Origin of the sequence: Mediterraneibacter gnavus ATCC 29149 (assembly GCF_008121495.1) — a bacterium.
In the GTDB taxonomy this organism is placed as follows: Bacteria; Bacillota; Clostridia; order Lachnospirales; family Lachnospiraceae; genus Mediterraneibacter; species Mediterraneibacter gnavus.
Window position 1 is genome coordinate 3072560 of the sequence record NZ_CP043051.1, and the last position, 20866, is coordinate 3093425.

17 protein-coding genes are annotated in these 20866 nt (G+C 46.1%); all 17 read left to right on the top strand.

Annotation, left to right across the window (positions count from 1 at the left end):
- Positions 1–93: 93 nt before the first annotated feature.
- Positions 94–1578: a tRNA (N6-isopentenyl adenosine(37)-C2)-methylthiotransferase MiaB gene (gene miaB, locus FXV78_RS15330; RefSeq protein ID WP_004842869.1), complete on the top strand. Its 1485-nt coding sequence runs from the start codon at positions 94–96 to the stop codon at positions 1576–1578.
- Between the two features lie 67 nt (positions 1579–1645).
- The gene (locus FXV78_RS15335) at positions 1646–2062 is read left to right on the top strand and encodes a putative ABC transporter permease (protein WP_022038073.1); all 417 of its coding nucleotides are present in this window, start codon (positions 1646–1648) and stop codon (positions 2060–2062) included.
- Positions 2063–2160: 98 nt separating this feature from the next.
- Entirely contained in the window at positions 2161–4812 is a 2652-nt protein-coding gene (gene mutS / locus FXV78_RS15340; RefSeq protein ID WP_330371452.1) for a DNA mismatch repair protein MutS, read from the top strand.
- Between the two features lie 19 nt (positions 4813–4831).
- Complete coding sequence (mutL, locus tag FXV78_RS15345) at positions 4832–6826, top strand: DNA mismatch repair endonuclease MutL (RefSeq protein ID WP_004842872.1); 1995 nt, start codon at positions 4832–4834, stop codon at positions 6824–6826.
- Complete coding sequence (miaA, locus tag FXV78_RS15350; RefSeq protein WP_004842873.1) at positions 6827–7795, top strand: tRNA (adenosine(37)-N6)-dimethylallyltransferase MiaA; 969 nt, start codon at positions 6827–6829, stop codon at positions 7793–7795. It abuts the gene before it with no gap.
- Complete coding sequence (locus tag FXV78_RS15355) at positions 7792–9093, top strand: methionine gamma-lyase family protein (RefSeq protein WP_004842874.1); 1302 nt, start codon at positions 7792–7794, stop codon at positions 9091–9093. Before miaA ends, FXV78_RS15355 begins: the two co-directional genes overlap by 4 nt.
- A 17-nt stretch (positions 9094–9110) precedes the next feature.
- Positions 9111–10337, top strand: coding sequence for a BaiN/RdsA family NAD(P)/FAD-dependent oxidoreductase (locus FXV78_RS15360; RefSeq protein WP_004842875.1), 1227 nt, complete (start codon positions 9111–9113; stop codon positions 10335–10337).
- Positions 10324–11916 carry an NAD(P)/FAD-dependent oxidoreductase gene (locus FXV78_RS15365; protein ID WP_004842876.1) on the top strand — a complete coding sequence of 531 codons (1593 nt, stop codon included), beginning with the start codon at positions 10324–10326 and terminating at the stop codon, positions 11914–11916. Before FXV78_RS15360 ends, FXV78_RS15365 begins: the two co-directional genes overlap by 14 nt.
- Positions 11917–12008: 92 nt before the next feature.
- Positions 12009–12704, top strand: a complete 696-nt coding sequence (gene radC / locus FXV78_RS15370) for a RadC family protein (RefSeq protein ID WP_004842877.1) — start codon at positions 12009–12011, stop codon at positions 12702–12704.
- Positions 12705–12729: 25 nt separating this feature from the next.
- Complete coding sequence (locus FXV78_RS15375; RefSeq protein WP_004842878.1) at positions 12730–13752, top strand: rod shape-determining protein; 1023 nt, start codon at positions 12730–12732, stop codon at positions 13750–13752.
- A 1-nt stretch (position 13753) separates the two neighbouring features.
- Entirely contained in the window at positions 13754–14623 is an 870-nt protein-coding gene (mreC, locus tag FXV78_RS15380) for a rod shape-determining protein MreC (RefSeq protein WP_004842879.1), read from the top strand.
- Between the two features lie 18 nt (positions 14624–14641).
- A complete protein-coding gene (gene mreD, locus FXV78_RS15385; RefSeq protein WP_004842880.1) occupies positions 14642–15175 on the top strand; it encodes a rod shape-determining protein MreD in 534 nt (177 codons plus the stop codon).
- Complete coding sequence (locus tag FXV78_RS15390) at positions 15168–18023, top strand: penicillin-binding transpeptidase domain-containing protein (protein WP_004842881.1); 2856 nt, start codon at positions 15168–15170, stop codon at positions 18021–18023. Before mreD ends, FXV78_RS15390 begins: the two co-directional genes overlap by 8 nt.
- A gap of 17 nt (positions 18024–18040) precedes the next feature.
- Positions 18041–18679, top strand: coding sequence for a septum site-determining protein MinC (locus FXV78_RS15395; protein ID WP_004842882.1), 639 nt, complete (start codon positions 18041–18043; stop codon positions 18677–18679).
- A gap of 36 nt (positions 18680–18715) precedes the next feature.
- On the top strand, positions 18716–19507 hold the full coding sequence (minD, locus tag FXV78_RS15400) for a septum site-determining protein MinD (protein WP_009244605.1): 792 nt from the start codon (positions 18716–18718) through the stop codon (positions 19505–19507).
- A gap of 11 nt (positions 19508–19518) precedes the next feature.
- Positions 19519–19728, top strand: coding sequence for a cell division topological specificity factor MinE (locus FXV78_RS15405; protein WP_004842884.1), 210 nt, complete (start codon positions 19519–19521; stop codon positions 19726–19728).
- Complete coding sequence (locus tag FXV78_RS15410; RefSeq protein WP_004842885.1) at positions 19725–20855, top strand: FtsW/RodA/SpoVE family cell cycle protein; 1131 nt, start codon at positions 19725–19727, stop codon at positions 20853–20855. Before FXV78_RS15405 ends, FXV78_RS15410 begins: the two co-directional genes overlap by 4 nt.
- Positions 20856–20866: the final 11 nt, after the last annotated feature.

Consider the following 20866-nt stretch of genomic DNA (forward strand, 5'->3'; position numbering starts at 1 on the left):
TTGTTTTATCTTGAAAAACCAAATGGATTCGATTATAATGAAAGCTCATATGGAATGCTAAGATATACGAAGAGATAGAGAGGAAGACAATTCATGTTGGAGAAGAAACAAACGAAGAAGATAGAAGAGATTTTAACTGAAATCGATCTGGAACAGCCGGCTCCGGCAGAGGAACCTATGCGCCAGTATTATTTTATGGAAAAAGCACGTCGTCTTGTCAAGACCCAGGCGGAAACCCTGGGACGTCCGCTGACCTTTCATGTAACAACATTTGGCTGCCAGATGAACGCAAGGGATTCGGAGAAGCTGACCGGAATTCTGGAGCAGATTGGATATGTGGAAGAGGAAGAAGAGAATCAGGCAGATTTCGTAATCTACAATACCTGTACGGTGCGTGAAAATGCCAATCAGAAGGTATATGGACATTTGGGACAGCTCAACCGTGTGAAAAAGAAAAATCCGCATATGCTGATCGGACTCTGCGGATGTATGATGCAGGAGCCGGAAGTAGTCGAGAAGTTAAAGAAAAGCTATCGGTTTGTGGATCTGATCTTCGGAACGCACAATATTTTTAAATTCGCAGAGCTGGTTGCCACAAGACTGGAATCTGATCGGATGGTGATCGATATTTGGAAGGACACAGACAAGATCGTAGAAGATCTTCCGAGTGAGCGGAAGTTCTCATTCAAATCAGGGGTCAATATCATGTTTGGATGCAACAATTTCTGCAGCTACTGTATCGTGCCGTATGTGCGCGGACGGGAGCGCAGCCGGAATCCGAAAGATATTATCCGGGAGATCGAGAGCCTGGTTGCAGACGGAGTGGTGGAAGTGATGCTTCTGGGACAGAATGTCAATTCTTATGGAAAGACGCTGGAAGAACCGATGACATTTGCACAGCTTTTACAGGAAATCGAGAAAATCGAAGGACTGGAGCGTATCCGTTTTATGACCTCCCATCCGAAGGATCTCTCCGATGAATTGATCGAGGTGATGGCGCAGTCCCAAAAAATCTGCAAGCATCTGCATCTTCCGGTGCAGTCCGGAAGCACGCGGATCCTGGAAAAGATGAACCGGCGCTATACAAAGGAACACTATCTTGGACTGGTGGAGAAGATCAAAGCAGCAGTTCCGGATATTTCCCTGACAACGGATATCATTGTCGGATTTCCGGGAGAGACAGAAGAAGATTTTCAGGAGACGCTGGATGTGGTGCGAAAGGTTCGCTATGACAGCGCATTTACCTTTATTTATTCAAAACGGACCGGAACTCCGGCAGCAGTGCTGGAGGAACAGGTTCCGGAAGAGATTGTCAAAGACCGCTTTGACCGTCTGTTAAAAGAAGTACAGAGTATTTCCGCCGAAGTGTGCAGTGTGCATACCAAAACGGTACAGCGTGTGCTTGTAGAGTCAGTCAATGATCATGATGATTCACTTGTGACAGGAAGAATGAGCAATAATCTCCTGGTTCATTTCCCGGGAGAGAAAGATCTGGTTGGAAAACTGGTGGATGTCCGTCTTGATACTTGCAAAGGATTTTATTATCTCGGTGAAATGGTAGCATCCATCCGGGTATAATCTGGCAAAAAACGCCCAAACTATCTGTATGAGTCGAAAAGACCTGCAGACAGGGAGGGCGCTTTTTGTGAAAAAATGGAGCGAAAATTTATTTTTATGGGCTTTGGGAGGCAGTCTTTATTATGGATTTGAAGTTTTCTTCCGGGGATTTTCTCACTGGAGTATGTTCGTGCTTGGAGGAATCTGTCTTTTATTTTGTGCCAAACAGGGACTTTGGACCGGATGGAGGGAGCCGTTATGGAAACAGGTGCTCTGGTGTACAATCTTTGTGACAGCAGCGGAATTTATCACGGGAATGATCGTGAATCAGTGGCTTGGATGGAATGTATGGGATTATACAGGAAGAAAATGGCAGCTGTTCGGTCAGATCTGTCTGCCGTTTACCATTATTTTTTCCGCACTGTGCGTGATCGGCATTCTGCTCTCCGGGTATCTTCTTTATTGGTTATACGGGGAAGAAAAACCACATTTTCACGTGCTTTAGGAAGTTGGAAGGCGGACAAAATTGGATCTGGTACATTGAACTGAATTTCCAAAGATGCTATAATGGCAAAGAAAAAAATACACAAAGGAGAAAAACGTGTGGCAGAATTAACACCAATGATGCAGCAGTATATCGAGACAAAAAAACAGTATCAGGACTGCATCTTATTTTATAGATTAGGCGATTTTTATGAAATGTTTTTTGAGGATGCCCTGACTGCATCCAGGGAACTGGAGATTACACTGACCGGAAAAAACTGCGGGCAGGAAGAAAAAGCTCCCATGTGCGGAGTTCCATATCATGCAGTGGAAGGATATCTGAACAAGCTGGTGTCTAAAGGGTATAAAGTGGCGATCTGCGAACAGGTGGAAGATCCAAAACAGGCGAAAGGAATCGTAAAGCGTGAGGTTGTACGGATCGTGACACCGGGGACAAATCTGGACACCCAGGCACTGGATGAGACAAAGAACAATTATATCATGTGTATTGTCTACATTGCAGACCGGTATGGGCTTTCCATCGCGGATGTAACGACCGGAGATTATTTTGTAACAGAGCTGGAGGAAAGTGCAAAGCTTTTGGATGAGATCTATCGTTTTATGCCGTCTGAGATCATCTGTAACGAGTCTTATTATATGAGCGGCATGGATCTGGATGATTTAAAAGACCGCCTGGGAATTACAATCTACTCTCTGGATTCGTGGTATTTTGATGATGCGGTCTGCAGACAGAAACTGCTGGAGCATTTCAAAGTAGCATCTTTTGCCGGGCTTGGGCTCGAAGATTATGACTGTGGGATCATCAGTGCCGGGGCGCTTCTGCAGTATTTATACGAAACTCAGAAAAATTCCCTGGCTCAGCTGACACATATTACGGCATATACGACAGGAAAATATATGATGCTGGACAGTTCCACAAGAAGAAACCTGGAACTGTGTGAAACACTGCGCGAAAAGCAGAAGAGAGGCTCTCTTCTCTGGGTGCTTGATAAGACAAAAACAGCAATGGGTGCGCGTATGCTGCGAAAGTACGTGGAGCAGCCGCTGATTGAGAAAAAAGAAATCCTTCGGCGGCTGGATGCTGTGGAGGAATTGAAAGAGCAGGCGATCTGCAGAGAAGAGATCCGGGAATATCTCTCACCGGTTTACGATCTGGAGCGTCTGGTGACGAAGATTACATATGGTTCTGCGAACCCGAGGGATCTGACTGCATTTGGAAGCTCTCTGACGATGCTTCCGCCGATCTGCTGTATTATGGAGGATCTGCGTGCCCCTCTTTTGGAGGAGATAAAAGAAGAACTGGATCCGCTGGAGGATATTTCTGCGCTGATCAAAGAAGCGATTGCAGAAGAGCCGCCTCTTGCGATGAAAGAAGGCGGGATTATCCGGGATGGCTATAGCGAAGAGGTGGATACTCTGCGCCGCGCAAAATCAGAAGGAAAGGACTGGCTTGCAAAGCTGGAATCAGAAGAACGGGAAAAGACCGGGATCAAAAATCTGAAGATCAAGTACAACAAAGTGTTTGGATATTATCTGGAAGTGACGAATTCATTTAAGGATATGGTTCCGGATTATTATACGAGGAAACAGACACTTGCCAACGCAGAGCGTTACATTATCCCGGAATTAAAAGAACTGGAAGATACCATTCTTGGTGCAGAAGACAAACTGTATGCGCTGGAATATGAGATTTATTGTGATGTCCGCAATCAGATCGCTGCCCAGGTGGAGCGCATCCAGACGACTGCGAAAGCGATCGCAAAAGTGGATGTGTTTGCATCGCTTGCTCTGGTGGCAGAACGCAGCAATTATGTGCGTCCGAAGATCAATGAACAAGGTGTGATCGATATCAAGGACGGACGGCATCCTGTGGTGGAAAAGATGATCCCAAACGATATGTTTATCAGCAACGATACCTATCTGGATGATAAAAAACAGCGGATTTCCATTATCACGGGACCGAATATGGCTGGAAAGTCTACGTATATGAGACAGGCGGCGCTGATCGTTTTAATGGCACAGCTTGGATCTTTTGTTCCGGCATCCAGTGCTAATATCGGTCTGGTGGATCGCATTTTCACCCGTGTGGGGGCATCCGATGATCTGGCATCCGGACAGAGTACCTTTATGGTAGAGATGACAGAGGTTGCCAATATTCTCAGAAATGCCACATCTAAGAGCCTTCTGATCCTGGATGAGATCGGAAGAGGAACCAGTACCTTTGACGGATTGTCCATTGCCTGGGCAGTCGTGGAGTATATCAGCGACAACAAACTGCTTGGTGCGAAGACACTTTTTGCGACACACTACCATGAGCTGACAGAGCTGGAGGGCAAGATTCACAATGTCAACAATTACTGTATTGCGGTAAAGGAAAAGGGAGACGATATTGTGTTCCTTCGCAAGATCGTAAAAGGCGGAGCGGATAAGAGCTATGGAATCCAGGTGGCAAAGCTGGCGGGAGTTCCGGATGTTGTGATCACACGCGCAAAAGAGATCGTGGAAGAGCTGAGTGATGAGGATATTACGACCAGAGTCAGTGAGATCGCATCCAGAGAAAAAGAGCAGAAGAAAAAACAGAAGACGAAAAAATATGACGAGGTGGATATGGCGCAGATGTCATTGTTTGATACGGTAAAAGACGATGACGTTCTGGAAGAATTAAAGAGCATTGATGTGGGAAATCTGACGCCTGTCGATGCACTCAATACCATTTATCGTCTGCAGAATAAACTAAAGAACCGCTGGTAGAAAGTAAAGGAGAACACAGATGCCGCAGATTCAGGTTTTAGATCAGATTACAATAGATAAGATCGCCGCAGGTGAAGTGATTGAGCGGCCGGCGTCGATCGTCAAAGAACTCGTAGAAAATTCCATTGATGCAAAAGCTGCCTCCGTTACCGTGGAGATTCAGGATGGAGGGATTTCTTTGATCCGCGTCACGGACAATGGAAGCGGGATTGAACGGGAAGATATCCGCAATGCATTTTTGCGTCATTCCACGAGCAAGATCCGCAAAGTGGAAGATCTGGCACATATTGCATCACTCGGATTTCGGGGAGAAGCACTTTCCAGTATCTCTGCGGTGACCAGGACGGAGCTGATCACCAAGACGAAGGAGGATACATTTGGAACCCGCTATGTGATCGAAGGCGGAGTGGAGCAGAGTCTGGAGGATGCCGGGGCACCGGACGGGACGACCTTCCTTGTGCGGCAGTTGTTTTATAATGTGCCTGCCAGACGGAAGTTTCTAAAAACACCGATGACAGAGGCCGGGCATGTACAGGATCTGCTCATGCGCCTTGCACTTTCTCACCCGGAGGTTGCATTTACTTTTATCAATAACGGACAGACAAAAATGCGGACATCTGGAAATGGAAAATTAAAGGATGTAATCTACAGCATTTACGGGAGAGAGGCCGCGGCAAATCTGATCGAACTGGATTATTCCATGGATGGTCTGGTGATGAAAGGATATCTTGGAAAACCGGTGATCACCAGAGGAAACCGGAATTTTGAAAATTATTTTGTAAACGGGCGGTATGTGAAAAATGCGATGCTCTCCAAAGCAATCGAAGATGCATACAAGGACTTTCTCATGCAGCACAAGTTTCCGTTCGTAGTCATCCACTTTCAGGTGGATGGTGAGAAAATCGATGTAAATGTGCATCCGACCAAAATGGAAATGCGGTTTCAGAGGCAGCAGGATGTCTATAATATTGTGTATGAGGGGGTTCATAGAACCCTTCTGGAGCCGGAACTCATTCCTCAGGTGGAGGCGCCGGCTCCAAAAGTAATTTCACAGCCAAAGAGCGAAAGTCCGTTTTTATTAAAGCCCAAAACAGCACCGCAGCCAATGGAGAAAAAGCCAGAAGAAAAAGAAGAGCCCCATGACGAAGCATATTTCATGAAGAAGATGAAGGAGAGAGTGCTTTCCTATCATCAGCGCAATTCTTCGGCAGAAGTCGCAAAAAAAGAGCAGATCTTCCGGCCGCAGGCTCAGGCGGAGAGAATCAAAGATGCACTTGCCCGTGCAAAGGAAGTGGAGAAGCAGCCGCAAAAGCAGGCAGAAGAACAGCCGGAATTGATCCGGGAAACACCTGTCTATGAAACGAAGCCTGTAACAGAAGAAAAAGCAGAGCAGTTAAATTTGTTTGAGGAGCATCTTCTGAAACGGGAGAAGAAAGCAGAGTACAAGCTGATCGGGCAGGTATTTGAGACATACTGGCTGGTGGAATTTGAGAACAGTCTGTATATCATTGATCAACATGCTGCTCATGAGCGGGTGTTATATGAACGCACGTTAAAAGAGATGAAGAACAGAGAATTTACCGCTCAGTATTTAAGTCCGCCGATCATCCTGAGCCTGTCTATGCAGGAGGCGCAGGTGCTGAATGAAAATATGGACCGGTTTACAAGGATCGGATTTGAGATCGAACCGTTTGGCGGAGAGGAATATGCAGTGCGCGCCATTCCGGACAATTTGTTTGGAATCGCCAAAAAAGAGCTGCTGTTGGAAATGCTGGACGATCTGACAGATGGGATCAGCACCTCCATGACACCGGAGCTTATTGATGAGAAAGTGGCATCTATGTCATGTAAAGCAGCGGTGAAAGGCAATAACCGGCTTTCCGCGCAGGAGGCGGACGCACTGATCGGGGAACTGTTATTGCTGGAGAATCCATATCACTGCCCGCATGGACGTCCGACGATCATCGCAATGACACAGCGGGAACTGGAAAAGAAATTTAAGAGGATTGTATAGATGAAGAAACCATTGATTATATTGACCGGTCCTACAGCGGTTGGAAAAACCGCTGCTTCAATCGGACTTGCCAAAGCGATTGGCGGAGAAATCATTTCCGCAGATTCCATGCAGGTCTACCGGCATATGGATATCGGATCTGCAAAGATTCGGTCAAAAGAGATGCAAGGGATCTCGCACCATCTGATCGATGTGCTGGAGCCGGAGGAAGAGTTCCATGTGGTGAAATTCCAGCAGATGGCAAAAGAAGCGCTGGATGGGATCTATCAGAGAGGACATATCCCTATTGTTGTAGGTGGAACCGGGTTTTATATCCAGGCTCTGTTGTATGACATTTCGTTTGAAGACAATGAGGAGGATCATTCCTACCGGAAAGAGCTGGAAGAACTGGCACAGGAAGAAGGTGCAGAAAAGCTGCATCAGATGCTGCGGCAGGTGGATGAAAAGGCGGCGCTTGAAATTCATGCCAACAATGTAAAACGTGTGATCCGTGCCCTGGAATTCTATCATCAGACCGGTGAAAAGATTTCCGAACACAATGCCAAAGAACGGGAAAAAGAATCTGCCTATAATTCTGCCTATTTTGTGTTGAATGATGACCGGGCCAATCTTTATGAGCGAATCAACAAAAGAGTGGATGCTATGTTTGAGGAGGGACTTGTAGAAGAAGTTACGGCGCTTCAAGAACGTGGCTATACAAGAGGGATGGTGTCCATGCAGGGGCTGGGATACAAAGAGATTTTTGCTTATCTGGACGGGGAATGTACGCTGGAAGAGGCAAAAGAAATTATCAAAAGAGATACCAGACATTTTGCAAAACGTCAGATCACCTGGTTTAAACGGGAACGGGATGTGATCTGGATCAACAAGCAGGAATATGGATATCAGGAAGAAAAGATACTGGAGAGAATTCTGAAAGAATTAAAGGTTCAGGAGATCTTTCCACAGAAAGAAGAGGAAATAAAATGAGAGAGTGTATGACAGAGACGATGTATGAGAAGCTGGGGATTTCGAAGGAAGTTTACGAGTTTGGACAGACAATAGAGGCGGGATTAAAGGAACGGTTCTCACAGATGGATGAAGTGGCAGAGTACAATCAGTTAAAGGTGCTCCATGCCATGCAGGAAAATAAGGTCAGTGAGGGGTGTTTCAACTACGCCAGCGGGTATGGCTACAACGATATGGGAAGAGACACACTGGAGCAGGTATACGCCAGTACATTCCATACAGAAGCGGCATTGGTTCGTCCGCAGATTACCTGTGGAACGCACGCCCTTGCCCTTGCCCTTGCAGCAAACTTACGTCCGGGAGACGAACTGCTCTCGCCGGTGGGAAAACCATATGATACGCTGGAGGAAGTGATCGGGATTCGCCCGTCAAAAGGTTCTCTGGCAGAGTATGGGATCACATACCGTCAGGTGGAGCTTTTGGAAGACGGTTATTTTGATTATCCTGCAATCAGGGAGGCAATCAATGAGCGGACGAAACTGGTGACGATCCAGCGATCCAAGGGATATCAGACAAGACCAAGCTATTCCGTGGAGAAGATCGGAGAGCTGATCGCCTTTATCAAGGAGATCAAGCCGGATGTGATCTGTATGGTGGACAACTGTTATGGAGAATTTGTAGAAAAGATTGAACCAAGTGATGTGGGAGCGGACATGATCGTTGGTTCCCTGATCAAAAATCCTGGAGGCGGTCTGGCGCCGATCGGGGGCTATATTGCGGGAAGAGAAGATCTGATCGAGAACTGCGGATACCGTCTGACTTCTCCGGGACTCGGAAAAGAGGTGGGAGCATCTCTCGGTGTCATGCAGTCGTTCTATCAGGGATTTTTCCTGGCGCCGACTGTAGTCAACAGTGCGGTAAAAGGTGCGGTGTTTGCGGCAAATATTTATGAAAGACTGGGATATGGAGTGATTCCGAACGGAACAGAGTCCAGACATGATATTATCCAGGCCGTGGAGCTTGGCAGTGCAGAGGGTGTGATCGCATTCTGTAAGGGAATTCAGGCGGCGGCGCCTGTGGACAGCTATGTCAGTCCGGAACCGTGGGCAATGCCGGGATATGACAGTGATGTGATCATGGCGGCAGGTGCGTTCGTGCAGGGTTCTTCTATTGAATTAAGTGCAGATGGACCGATTAAACCACCGTATGCAGTTTATTTCCAGGGCGGACTGACCTGGCCGCATGCAAAGCTTGGAATTTTAAAATCACTGCAGAATATGATCGATGCAGGAGTGATTGAACTGGAACGATTAAAATAAAACCAAAAGGAGAGACCATGAGAAAAGTTGTTGTGATCGGCGCAGGAGCAGCCGGGATGATGGCGGCTATTTCGGCAGCAGAGCACGGCGCACATACAGTTGTGCTGGAGCATAAAGACCGGGTGGGAAAGAAGATCCTTTCCACCGGGAACGGAAGATGCAATTTTACAAATCTTGTACAGACACCTCAGTGTTATCGCAGTGATGATCCTAAGTTTCCGTGGCGGGTCATCACACAGTTTGATGAGAAAAAGACAGTGGAGTTTTTCCAGAACATCGGTGTATATGCGAAAAACAGAAACGGATATCTCTATCCAAACTCGGATCAGGCCGGTGCGGTTTTAGATTCCCTTCGCATGGAGATGGAGCGGCTTTGTGTGGAAGTGCACACAGAGACAGAAGTTCTGGAAATCATTCCGAAAAAGAACCGGTTTGTCATCCGAACCGGAAATGGGAATGTGACCGCAGACCGGGTGATCCTGGCAGCAGGATCCAAGGCGGCTCCTGTTACAGGTTCTGATGGTTCCGGATATGCGATCGCAAAAAAAATGGGACACCGGATCGTCCCGGTACTTCCGGCGTTGGTACAGCTTAAATGCAAGGGAAAATTCTTTCAGAGTATCGCCGGAGTGCGCATACAGGGATGTGTATCTTTATATGTGGATGGGGACTGTGTTTGTCGGGATACCGGAGAAATTCAGCTGACGCAGTATGGTATTTCCGGGATTCCGGTATTTCAGGTCAGTCGTTTTGCAGCAAAGGCGCTTTACAACAAACAGGAAGTAACAGCGGTCTTAAATTTTATGCCTCAGATGTCTGAGGAAGAGTTTACAGTATTTCTGGCAGAGCGTGCGAGACTTCGGCCGCAAAAGACGGCAGAAGAATTCTTAACCGGGCTGTTTCACAAAAAAATGATTGCTCTGTGGGTCAAATGTAGTCGCATTTCCAAAGAAAAGCCGGTGGGAACATATTCTGAGGAAGAACTAAGAACGCTTGTCCGTCTGATTCAGCAGTTTGAGGTGAATGTGGAAGGGACAAATTCGTTTGAACAGGCTCAGGTATGCTGCGGCGGAGTCTCTACAGAAGAAGTGAAGGAAGATACCCTGGAGTCAAGTTATGTACCGGGCGTTTATTTTGCCGGAGAGATACTGGATGTGGATGGGATCTGCGGCGGATATAATCTGCAGTGGGCATGGTCCAGCGGATGGATTGCAGGAAGAGAGGCAGCAGATGTTACGAATTAATCAGTTAAAATTAAAAGTAGGACACAGCGAAGAACAGCTAAAGAAAAAACTGGTACGGGAATTGAAGATCCGTCCGGAAGAGCTGCAGAAATTTGAAATCCGCAGACAGTCCATAGATGCGCGGAAAAAGCCGGAACTGTACTATGTATACAGTATCGATGTACAGGTGAAAAAAGAAAAAGAGGTACTCAAAAAACATCCAAAGAATGTTCAGAAGACACAGGATGTGTACTATCAGATGCCAAAACTGGAAGGAGAAACACCGAAAAAGCGTCCGGTTGTTGTAGGAAGCGGCCCTGCAGGTCTGTTTTGTGCATGGATCCTTGCCTTGGCAGGATGTAGACCAATCCTTCTGGAGCGGGGTGCCTGTGTAGAGGAAAGACAGCGTGATGTAGAGGAATTCTGGAAAAGCGGGATTTTAAATCCAATGTCGAATGTACAGTTCGGAGAGGGAGGCGCCGGAACTTTTTCGGATGGAAAGCTCAACACATTGGTCAAAGATACATCCGGGCGAAATCGTTTTGTGTTGGAAACCTTTGTAAGATTCGGGGCACCGCCGGAGATTTTATACGAACAGAAGCCCCACATCGGAACGGATATTCTGATCCGGGTGGTAAAAAATATGCGGCTTGCGATCTGTGGAGCCGGAGGAGAAGTACGGTTTCACAGTCAGGTGACGGATATTGTTCTTGATGAGACATCACTTGTCGGAGTGCAGGTCAATCAGGAGGAAGAGCTGGAGACCGATACCGTGATCTTTGCAGTGGGACACAGCGCAAGAGATACATTTGAGATGCTCTATGAAAAGAATCTTCCAATGCAGGCAAAATCATTTGCGGTAGGTGTGCGCGCCGAGCATCCGCAGAAAATGATCAATGCCTCTCAATATGGAGCAGAGTCTGTGCCGGGACTTCCTGCAGCGCCTTATAAAGTGACAGCAAAACTGGAAAATGGAAGAGGCGTATACTCTTTCTGCATGTGTCCGGGAGGATATGTAGTCAATGCATCCTCCGAAGAAGGACGTCTGGCTGTCAACGGAATGAGTTATCATGCAAGAGCAGGAGAAAATGCGAACAGCGCCATTATCGTGACGGTGACTCCGGAAGATTACGGAAGTGAACATCCGCTTGCAGGAATGGAATTTCAGCGAAAGCTCGAAGAACGTGCCTTTCGAGCGGGAGGCGGAAAAATCCCGGTTCAGAGACTGGAAGATTTCTGCAAAAATCAGATCAGCACTTCGTTTGGAAACGTAGAGCCTCAGATGAAAGGGGCATATGCGTTTGGAGATGTGCGTGGAATTTTCCCGCAAGTGCTGGCAGAATCCATTGAGGAGGGAATGCGGCAGTTTGAACATAAGATCACAGGATTCTCAGATGGAGATACGCTTTTGTCAGGTGTAGAAAGCCGTACGTCTTCTCCAGTGAAAATTCCAAGAGATGAGAATATGGAGAGTGAGATCAAGGGGATTTTCCCATGCGGAGAAGGCGCAGGATTTGCAGGAGGAATCACCTCGGCTGCCATGGATGGAATGAAAGTGGCAGAGGCGGTGCTGAAAAAATATAACAAGATCGGGTCATAGAATCTTCATAAAAATTTAAGAGGTCAGACCTATACATGATTTTTAAATTGTGCTAAAATAAATCACTGTATTGTGTTATCATTCATATTTTTATGAAAAAAGCAAATATGAAAGAAATGGCATGTGAAGAGCGCCCTTATGAAAGATGTGAGCGGTTCGGAGCAAGTAATTTGACGGACAGCGAATTACTTGCTGTTTTGCTACGTACAGGTACCAGAGGAGAGAATGCGCTTCAGCTGGCGGATAAGATCTTACATCCTGTATTTTCGCAGAAGGGTGTGCTGAATCTTCACCAGTGGACGTACGAACAGCTGATGCAGATCAAAGGAATCGGGAAGGTAAAGGCTATCCAGATTTTGTGTCTGGCGGAGCTTAGCAGACGTCTTGCAAAAGCAACCGCACAGGAGGGACTGAATTTTTCAAACCCGGCGTCCATTGCCAGATATTATATGGAAGATTTAAGACATGCAAATCAGGAACAGATGAAACTGCTGCTTTTGAATACAAAATCCAGACTGATCGGGGAGACGGATATCTCGAAGGGAACCGTGAATTCAGCAGTGATTTCACCGAGGGAGCTGTTTGTGGAGGCACTGCAGAAGAATGCAGTGTCCATTGTGCTTTTGCATAACCATCCGAGTGGAGATCCGACACCGAGTAAAGAGGATGTGCTGATCACCAGACGGATTCAGGAGGCGGGGCGGCTGATCGGTGTGGAACTGTTAGATCATATCGTGATCGGGGATAATTGTTATGTCAGTCTCAGAGAAAAGGGACTGGTACGATAAGAACTGCAATAAGGGGACAAGACGCATGTTCAGAAATATATATGGCCTGGATCTGGGCACATATGAGATCAAGATATATGATAAGAGAAGAGACCGGATCCGCAGTGCCAAAAATGTGATTGCAATCCGGGATGAAAAAGATATTTTTGCGGTCGGAAATGCGGCCTATGCAATGTATGAGAAGGCACCTGAGAATATTCAGGTGGTATTTCCCATGCATCACGGCGTGATTGCCCGCTTTCATGAGATGCAGTATCTTCTGCGCGCATTGCTGAAGCGGGAAGGGAGATACCCAAACGGAGCAGAGTATGTGATCGCAGCGCCAACGGATGTGACAGAAGTGGAAAAGAAAGCGTTTTATGATCTGGTGCATCATTCAGCTGCACGGGCAAAAACAGTCCGGATTGTCGATCGTGCAATTGCGGATGCAGTGGGGATAGGACTGGATGTCTTTTCGGCAAAAGGCATATTTGTGGTCAATTTTGGCGGTGAGACAACTGAGCTTTCGGTTCTTTCGGGCGGAAAAACGGTGCTGAGCCGTCTGCTGCCTGTGGGAGGTGCGGCTTTAGATGAAGCAATCGTGGGCAGTGTGCGGCACAATAAGGAGTTTCTGATCGGACGGATTACAGCAGAACAGCTCAGATGGCAGTGCGGTATTTTAAAAAACACAAACCGAAGGAAGCTGACAGTGGCGGGAAGAGATCTGGCAATGGGAGTTCCAGGGGCCAGGCAGATCTCGGATGGTCTGGTTCGGGCTGCAATGAAAGATTCTCTTTCGGAGATTGTAAGAGCGATCCAGTCCATGATCGAGCGTACACCGCCGGATGTCCGGAGTGAGATTTTAAAATCAGGGATTTATCTGACAGGAGGTCTTGCACGTTCGCATGGTCTCCCGGCATATCTGCGACAGAGTACCGGCCTTCTTGTGACTGCACACAAGAATCCTGAATTATGTGCAGTGAAGGGACTGCGCACGATCATTTCCGATAAACATTACAGAAACCTGGCATACGAGATGTCAGATGAAGATTATAGGTGGTTGAGATAATATGAAGAAAAAAAATCAAAAATCCAGGTCAAATAAGTACTGGCTTCTGGGAACGAGTCTGGTTTGCGTTTTACTGATGATTTTTTCTGTGTTTGCAGAGAAGGTAGAAGGGCCCTTCCGGGGAGTGGCTGATATCACGGTGATTCCCATGCAGAAAGGCATCAGTCAGATCGGCACATGGATCGGAGATGTCAGTGAAAATTTTGAGACATTGAAACAGCTGAAAAAAGAAAATAAAAAACTTCAGAAGCAGGTGGATCAGCTGACCACGGAAAACAGTAATCTTCAGGAGGAAAAATACGAACTGGACCGTCTTCAGGATCTGTACAAGCTGGATCAGACTTATGCAGAATATCCGAAAGTGGGAGCCCGTGTGATCGGGAAGGACTCCGGAAACTGGTTTAGTACATTTACGATTGATAAGGGAAGTAATGACGGCATCAAAGTAGATCAGAATGTGCTGGCAGGAAGTGGACTCGTCGGGATCGTGACTCAGACAGGTCCGACCTGGGCAACGGTACGTGCGATTATTGATGATTCCAGCAACGTCAGCGGTATGGCACTTTCTACTTCTGACAAATGTATCGTAAGAGGAGACCTTTCTTTGATCGGAGAAGGGAAGATCCGGTTTGAACAGATGGAAAATAATGATCATGATGTAGAGGTAGGGGAGCAGATCGTCACTTCTCACATCAGTGATAAATATCTGCAGGGACTTTTGATCGGTTATGTCAGCGAGATCAATGTAGATGCAAACAATCTGACCCGTTCCGGCTATATCACTCCTGTGGTAGATTTTAAAAATCTGCAGGAGGTGCTTGTCATTACAACGACAAAGGCGGAAATGACAGGAACAGATCAGAGTGAGTAGAGAAAGGAGCCTGCCAAGATGAAAAAGATCAAATTAAAACGATTTGTGATCACGGTTGTGATCATGCTGGCATGTTATCTTCTTCAATGTACCTTATTTCCATCTCTGGAACTGGCATCTGTGAAGCCGAATCTGCTGTTGATTGTGACAGCTGCCTATGGTTTTATGCGCGGGCCGAAAACAGGAATGTGGATCGGATTTTTTTCGGGACTTCTGATCGATATTCAGTTTGGAACGGTGCTGGGGCTGTATGCACTGATCTATCTGATGATCGGCTATGTGAATGGCCTGTTCAGTGAAACTTATTTTGACGAAGACATCAAGCTTCCGTTACTGCTGATCGCAGGAAGCGAGTTTGTATACGGGCTGTTGATCTACTTTTTGATGTTCATGCTCAGAGGTGAATTTGATTTTGTTTATTATCTGATGCATGTAATCATTCCGGAACTGATCTATACAGTTGGGGTTACGCTCATTTTGTATCAGCTGATCCTGTGGATCAACCAGAAACTGGAAGCAGAAGAAAAAAGGAGTGCAAGTAAATTTGTTTGAGAAAATCAAAGAAGTGTTTCATCGTATCGTAAATTCCCGGCTGACTGTTCTGATCCTTGCATTCTGCGTAATGTTTGCGATCCTGGTGAACAGACTGTTTTATCTTCAGATCGTAAAGGGAGACTACTATCTGAACAACTACAAGCTGCAGATCAAAAAGACAAGAGAACTGTCAGGAACAAGAGGCAATATTTATGACAGGAACGGCAATCTTCTGGCATATAATGAGCTTGCCTATTCCGTCACATTTGAGGACAATATTACCAATGATTCCAAGAAAAATGATACGATCAACGGAATTCTGGAGAAAGTTATGCAGATTGTAGAAGCGCATGGCGATTCTGTGATCAGTGACTTTGGCGTTGTTCTGGATTCTGCGGGAAACTATCAGTTTCTGCAGACGGATGAGACATTAAAACTGCGGTTTATTGCAGATGTTTATGGAAAGAAAACAATTGATGAACTTTCAGACGCGCAGAAACAGCAGTCTGCGGAAGATGTGATCCATTATCTTTGTACAGATGATACGTACGGGTATGGGATCGATGATAAAAATCTGGACAAGAGTCATGTTTTAAAGCTTGTGACCATGCGTTATGCCATCGGACTCAACAGTTTCCAGAAGTATATTCCGACAGTGCTCGCATCCGATGTCAGCGATGAGACGGTGGCGGCGATCATGGAAAATCTGGATCAGATGGATGGGGTAGATATTGCAGAGGACTCCCTGCGCCGGTATACGGACAGCAAGTATTTTGCGTCGATCATCGGCTATACCGGAAAGATTTCCCAGGAGGAATATGATGCGCTGACAAAAGAGCAGAAGAAAAAGTATTCACTTTCTGATATTGTCGGAAAATCTGGACTGGAGCAGACCATGGATGAGGTGCTTCAGGGAACGAAAGGTGAGATCAGCTATTATACGGATAATGTCGGGAAAGTAACGGATACGGTAAGCAAAAAAGATCCCGGAGCAGGAAATGATGTATATCTGACAATTGATAAGGATCTTCAGGAGCAGACCTATAAACTGCTGGAGGAAAAGCTGGCAGGAATCGTAAGGTCAAAACTTCGTAATGTAATGAATTACGATCCGAGTACAACAAATGATTCAAGTGAGATTATCATTCCGGTAGATGATGCCTACAATGCATTTATTGCGAACGAGATTCTGGATGAGACGCATTTCGGTGCGGCAGATGCAAAAGCAGTGGAAAAAACAGTGTATGAAATTTTTACCAACCGTAAGGCAAGTGTGATCCAAGAGATTCTGGCAGAATTGAATAATGCGGGTGCAACAGCCTACAAGGACTTGTCAAAAGAAATGCAGGCCTATATGGATTATGTATGTGATACCGTGCTTGCTAAGAACACTGGGATTTTAAATATGGATCTGGTGGATACAAAAGATGAGACGTATCTTGCGTGGGCAAAAGAGGAAACGATCAATCTGAACCAGTATTTAAATTATGCCATTTCGAAGAATTGGATCGATACATCCAAGCTGTCAGAGGAAGTGGCAGAGCAGAAATATTCTGATTCCGGAGAGATTTATCAGGGAATTTTGAAATTTTTAGAAGAATATTTGAATTCAGATGCAGATTTCGACAAACTTCTCTATAAATATCTTATAAAATCAGAGGGTATCAGTGGGGCACAGATCTGTGCCATGGTATATGAGCAGGGGGTACTTCCGATGGATGAGGCTGCGTACAATGGTCTGAATAACGGAAGTGTCAATCCGTATACCTGGCTGTGTCAGAAAATTGAAAATCTGGAGATTACTCCGGGACAGCTGGCTCTGGAGCCTTGTACGGGATCCGCGGTAGTCAGTGATCCCAATACCGGTGAGGTGCTGGCATGTGTTTCTTATCCGGGCTATGACAATAACCGATTGTCCAATACCATGGACTCGAAATACTACAATCAGCTGGTTACCGGTCTGTCCAGACCATTCTATAACAATGCCACGCAGGAGCGTACTGCGCCGGGATCTACGTACAAGATGCTGACAGCAGCGGCAGGACTTACAGAAGGGATTGTGACAGCAGATACGACATTTTATTGTACCGGAGTTTTCGATAAAATCACACCGAACCCAAAATGCTGGATATATCCGGGTGCTCATGGCTATGAGAATGTTGTGACTGCACTTCGTGATTCCTGTAACGATTATTTTTATAACATCGGATACGAGCTTGGCATGAACGGGCAAGAATACGACAGCAATAAAGGCACAGACACACTTGCAAAATACGCAAAAGAATTTGGACTGGGTGAAAAATCCGGAGTAGAGATTCCGGAGAGCGAACCGCAGATATCGGATGAATATTCGGTACAGAGTGCGATCGGTCAGGGAACAAACAACTTTACAGTCAGTCAGCTGAACCGCTATGTGGCTGCAGTTGCAAACAGAGGAACTGTATATAAGCTGACATTGCTTGATAAGACCACAGATGTGAACGGTAAAGTGATCAAAGAATATGAGCCGGAAGTGACAAACACGATCGATGATATCAGTGACAATACATGGAATCTGCTTCATCAGGGAATGATCGCCATGGTTCAGGATATGTCCCAGTTCAACGGAATGGAGATTTCCATGGCAGGTAAGACAGGTACTGCACAGCAGAGTGAGATCCATCCGGACCATGTACTTTTTGTCGGATTTGCACCGGCAGAAAACCCTGAGATCGCAGTTGCCGTGCGAATTGCAAATGGATATAGTTCCGCTTATACAGCAGAAATCGGAAGAGATATTGTCAAGAGCTATTACAAGATATCAGATTCCGATAAACTTGTTACCGGAAAGGCAGCACAGCTTGGCGCTGTTACAGCCGGTGACTAAAAAAGGATGTGAGGTGTATGGACAAGCTGGTAATGCTCAAAAGCAGCCGGTACGGTCTGGAGATCCATCTGAATCCACAGGCGGAATTTTCCAAACTGCTTCGGGAGATGGAACGGAAGCTGAAGGCTTCGATCAAATTTTTTGAAGGAGCAAAGATGGCGGTCGAATTTAAAGACCGCCTGCTTTCACAGGCAGAAGAGGATCAGTTATTAGAGTTGATCTCGAAAACAGCCGGGATTGATGTGGTCTGTATCATAGACCGGAATCAGACAAAAGAAATGGCATACAAAAGCGTGATAGAACACACAATGACGAATGTTCGGCAAAAGGACGGGCAGTTCTATCGGGGAACTCTCAGAAAAAGGCAGATTCTGGAATCAGATACCAGTGTTCTTATACTCGGAGATGTGGAGTATGGGGCAAAAGTGATCGCAAAGGGCAGCGTTGTGATTCTTGGCAGACTGGAAGGATCTGTTCATGCAGGAGCCTGCGGGGATGACAAAGCCTATGTGGCCGCGTTATCCATGAAACCTGCATATATGCGTATCGGAGATGTCAAAGCAGGCAGATCGCTGCTTGCCATCTGCAGACAGTCTTTTAAGCACCCGCAGATAGCAGTCATGGGTGAAAACAGACTTGTTCTGGATTCGCTGTAGACAAATATGAACTTAAGTGTGAAAGGGAGAATAGACATGGGAGAAGTGATTGTCATTACATCGGGAAAAGGCGGTGTTGGAAAAACGACGACAACAGCAAATATAGGGATTGGGTTATCGCAGCTGCAGAAAAAAGTAGTGGTGATCGATACCGATCTCGGACTTCGCAATCTGGATGTGGTTATGGGCCTGGAAAACCGGATCGTATATAATCTTGTGGATGTGATCGAAGGCGGATGCCGTCTGAAACAGGCACTGATTAAGGATAAGCGTTTTCCGGAACTGTATCTGCTGCCGTCGGCACAGACAAAGGATAAGACCGCAGTTTCTCCGGAACAGATGAAAAAACTGATCGAAGAGCTGAAAACGGAGTTTGATTATATTTTGCTGGATTGCCCGGCAGGAATCGAGCAGGGGTTCCAAAATGCGATTGCCGGAGCTGACAGAGGGATTGTAGTGACAACACCGGAAGTGTCTGCGATCCGGGATGCAGACCGCATCATCGGTCTGCTGGAAGCGCACGGGATTAAAAACAATGATCTGATCATCAATCGTCTGCGGATCGACATGGTGAAGCGGGGAGACATGATGTCCGTGGAGGATGTGACAGAGATTCTGGCGATTCATCTGCTTGGTGTGATCCCGGATGATGAGCAGGTTGTGATCGCGACAAATCAGGGTGAGCCGATCGTGGGAGAGGACTGCATGTCAGGAAAAGCATATGCAAATATCTGCCGCAGGCTTCTCGGGGAGGAAATTCCGATTACTGACTTTGGAAGATCAGAAGGACTGTTCTCGAAATTCAGAGATCTGTTCAAAAAGAATTAGGAGGGGCAGATATGAGTGTACCATCTGTTCACATTGCGAAAGACAGACTCCGGAATCTGCTCATTGCGGATCGGCTTATGTGTACACCCGATATGTCTGAGAGAATGACTTCAGACATTTACTATACGATTTCAAAATACATAGAACTAAAACCGGAAGCGGTTCAGATAGAGATAACACATTCAGATATACATATTAAAATAACAGGAGAAAATAATTGAAACTTCAATTTTTAAATCTTAAACAGCGATACAATTTGAAAGATTATAAATTCACTCTGATCTTGCTGGTACTGGCAGTTTCTGTGATCGGCGTATTTATGGTGGGGAGTGCAAATGCAGAGTATCAGCCCAGACAGATCATGGGCGTGGGATTAGGTCTGCTTGCCATGGGTGTGATCTCACTGATCGATTACAAGTGGATCCTGAATTTCTACTGGCTGATGTATGTGGTAAATATTGCCTTACTTCTGGCTGTTATTTTTCTTGGGACAGAGGCAAATGGTGCGACAAGATGGCTGGATCTTGGATTTGTGCAGTTTCAGCCTTCAGATCTGACAAAATTGATCACGATCTTGTTTTTTGCCAGATTTTTGGCTGACAGGGAAGAACAGATCAATAAGAAAAAGACGATTCTGGAAGCAATCGGTCTGATCATACCATCTTTGCTCCTTGTATATAAGCAGCCGAGTCTTTCGGCAACGATCTGTATTGCAGCATTGTTCTGTGTGATCATGTTTATGGCCGGTCTGAGCTATAAATTCATTGGCACAGTGCTGGCGATCACAATTCCTACGATCGCTTTGGTGATCGGAATTGTGGTGCAGCCGAATCAACCGTTTTTAAAGGATTACCAGCAGAAGCGTATTCTGGCATGGCTGGAACCGGAGGCATATGCCACGGAGGAAGCATATCAGCAGCTGAATTCCGTGATGGCGATCGGATCCGGGCAGTTGAACGGGAAAGGATACAACAGCGATGCTACAACATCAGTAAAAAACGGAAATTTTATTTTGGAACCGCAGACAGACTTTATTTTTGCAATTATTGGTGAAGAATTAGGATTTGTGGGTTGTTGTGTGGTCATAATTTTGTTATTATTGATTGTGATAGAATGTATTGTGATAGGTTTAAGGGCAAAAGACACCGGAGGGCGCATCATCTGCGGGGGTGTTGGCGCACTGGTAGGGATTCAGACATTTATCAATATCAGTGTGGCGACAGGAATTTTTCCGAATACAGGAATATCCCTTCCGTTTGTAAGTTATGGACTGACATCCCTTGTCTGCTTTTTTGCAGGAATCGGGTTGGTTCTGAATGTCGGCCTGCAGCCTAAAAAATATCAATAGAGGAGACGAAA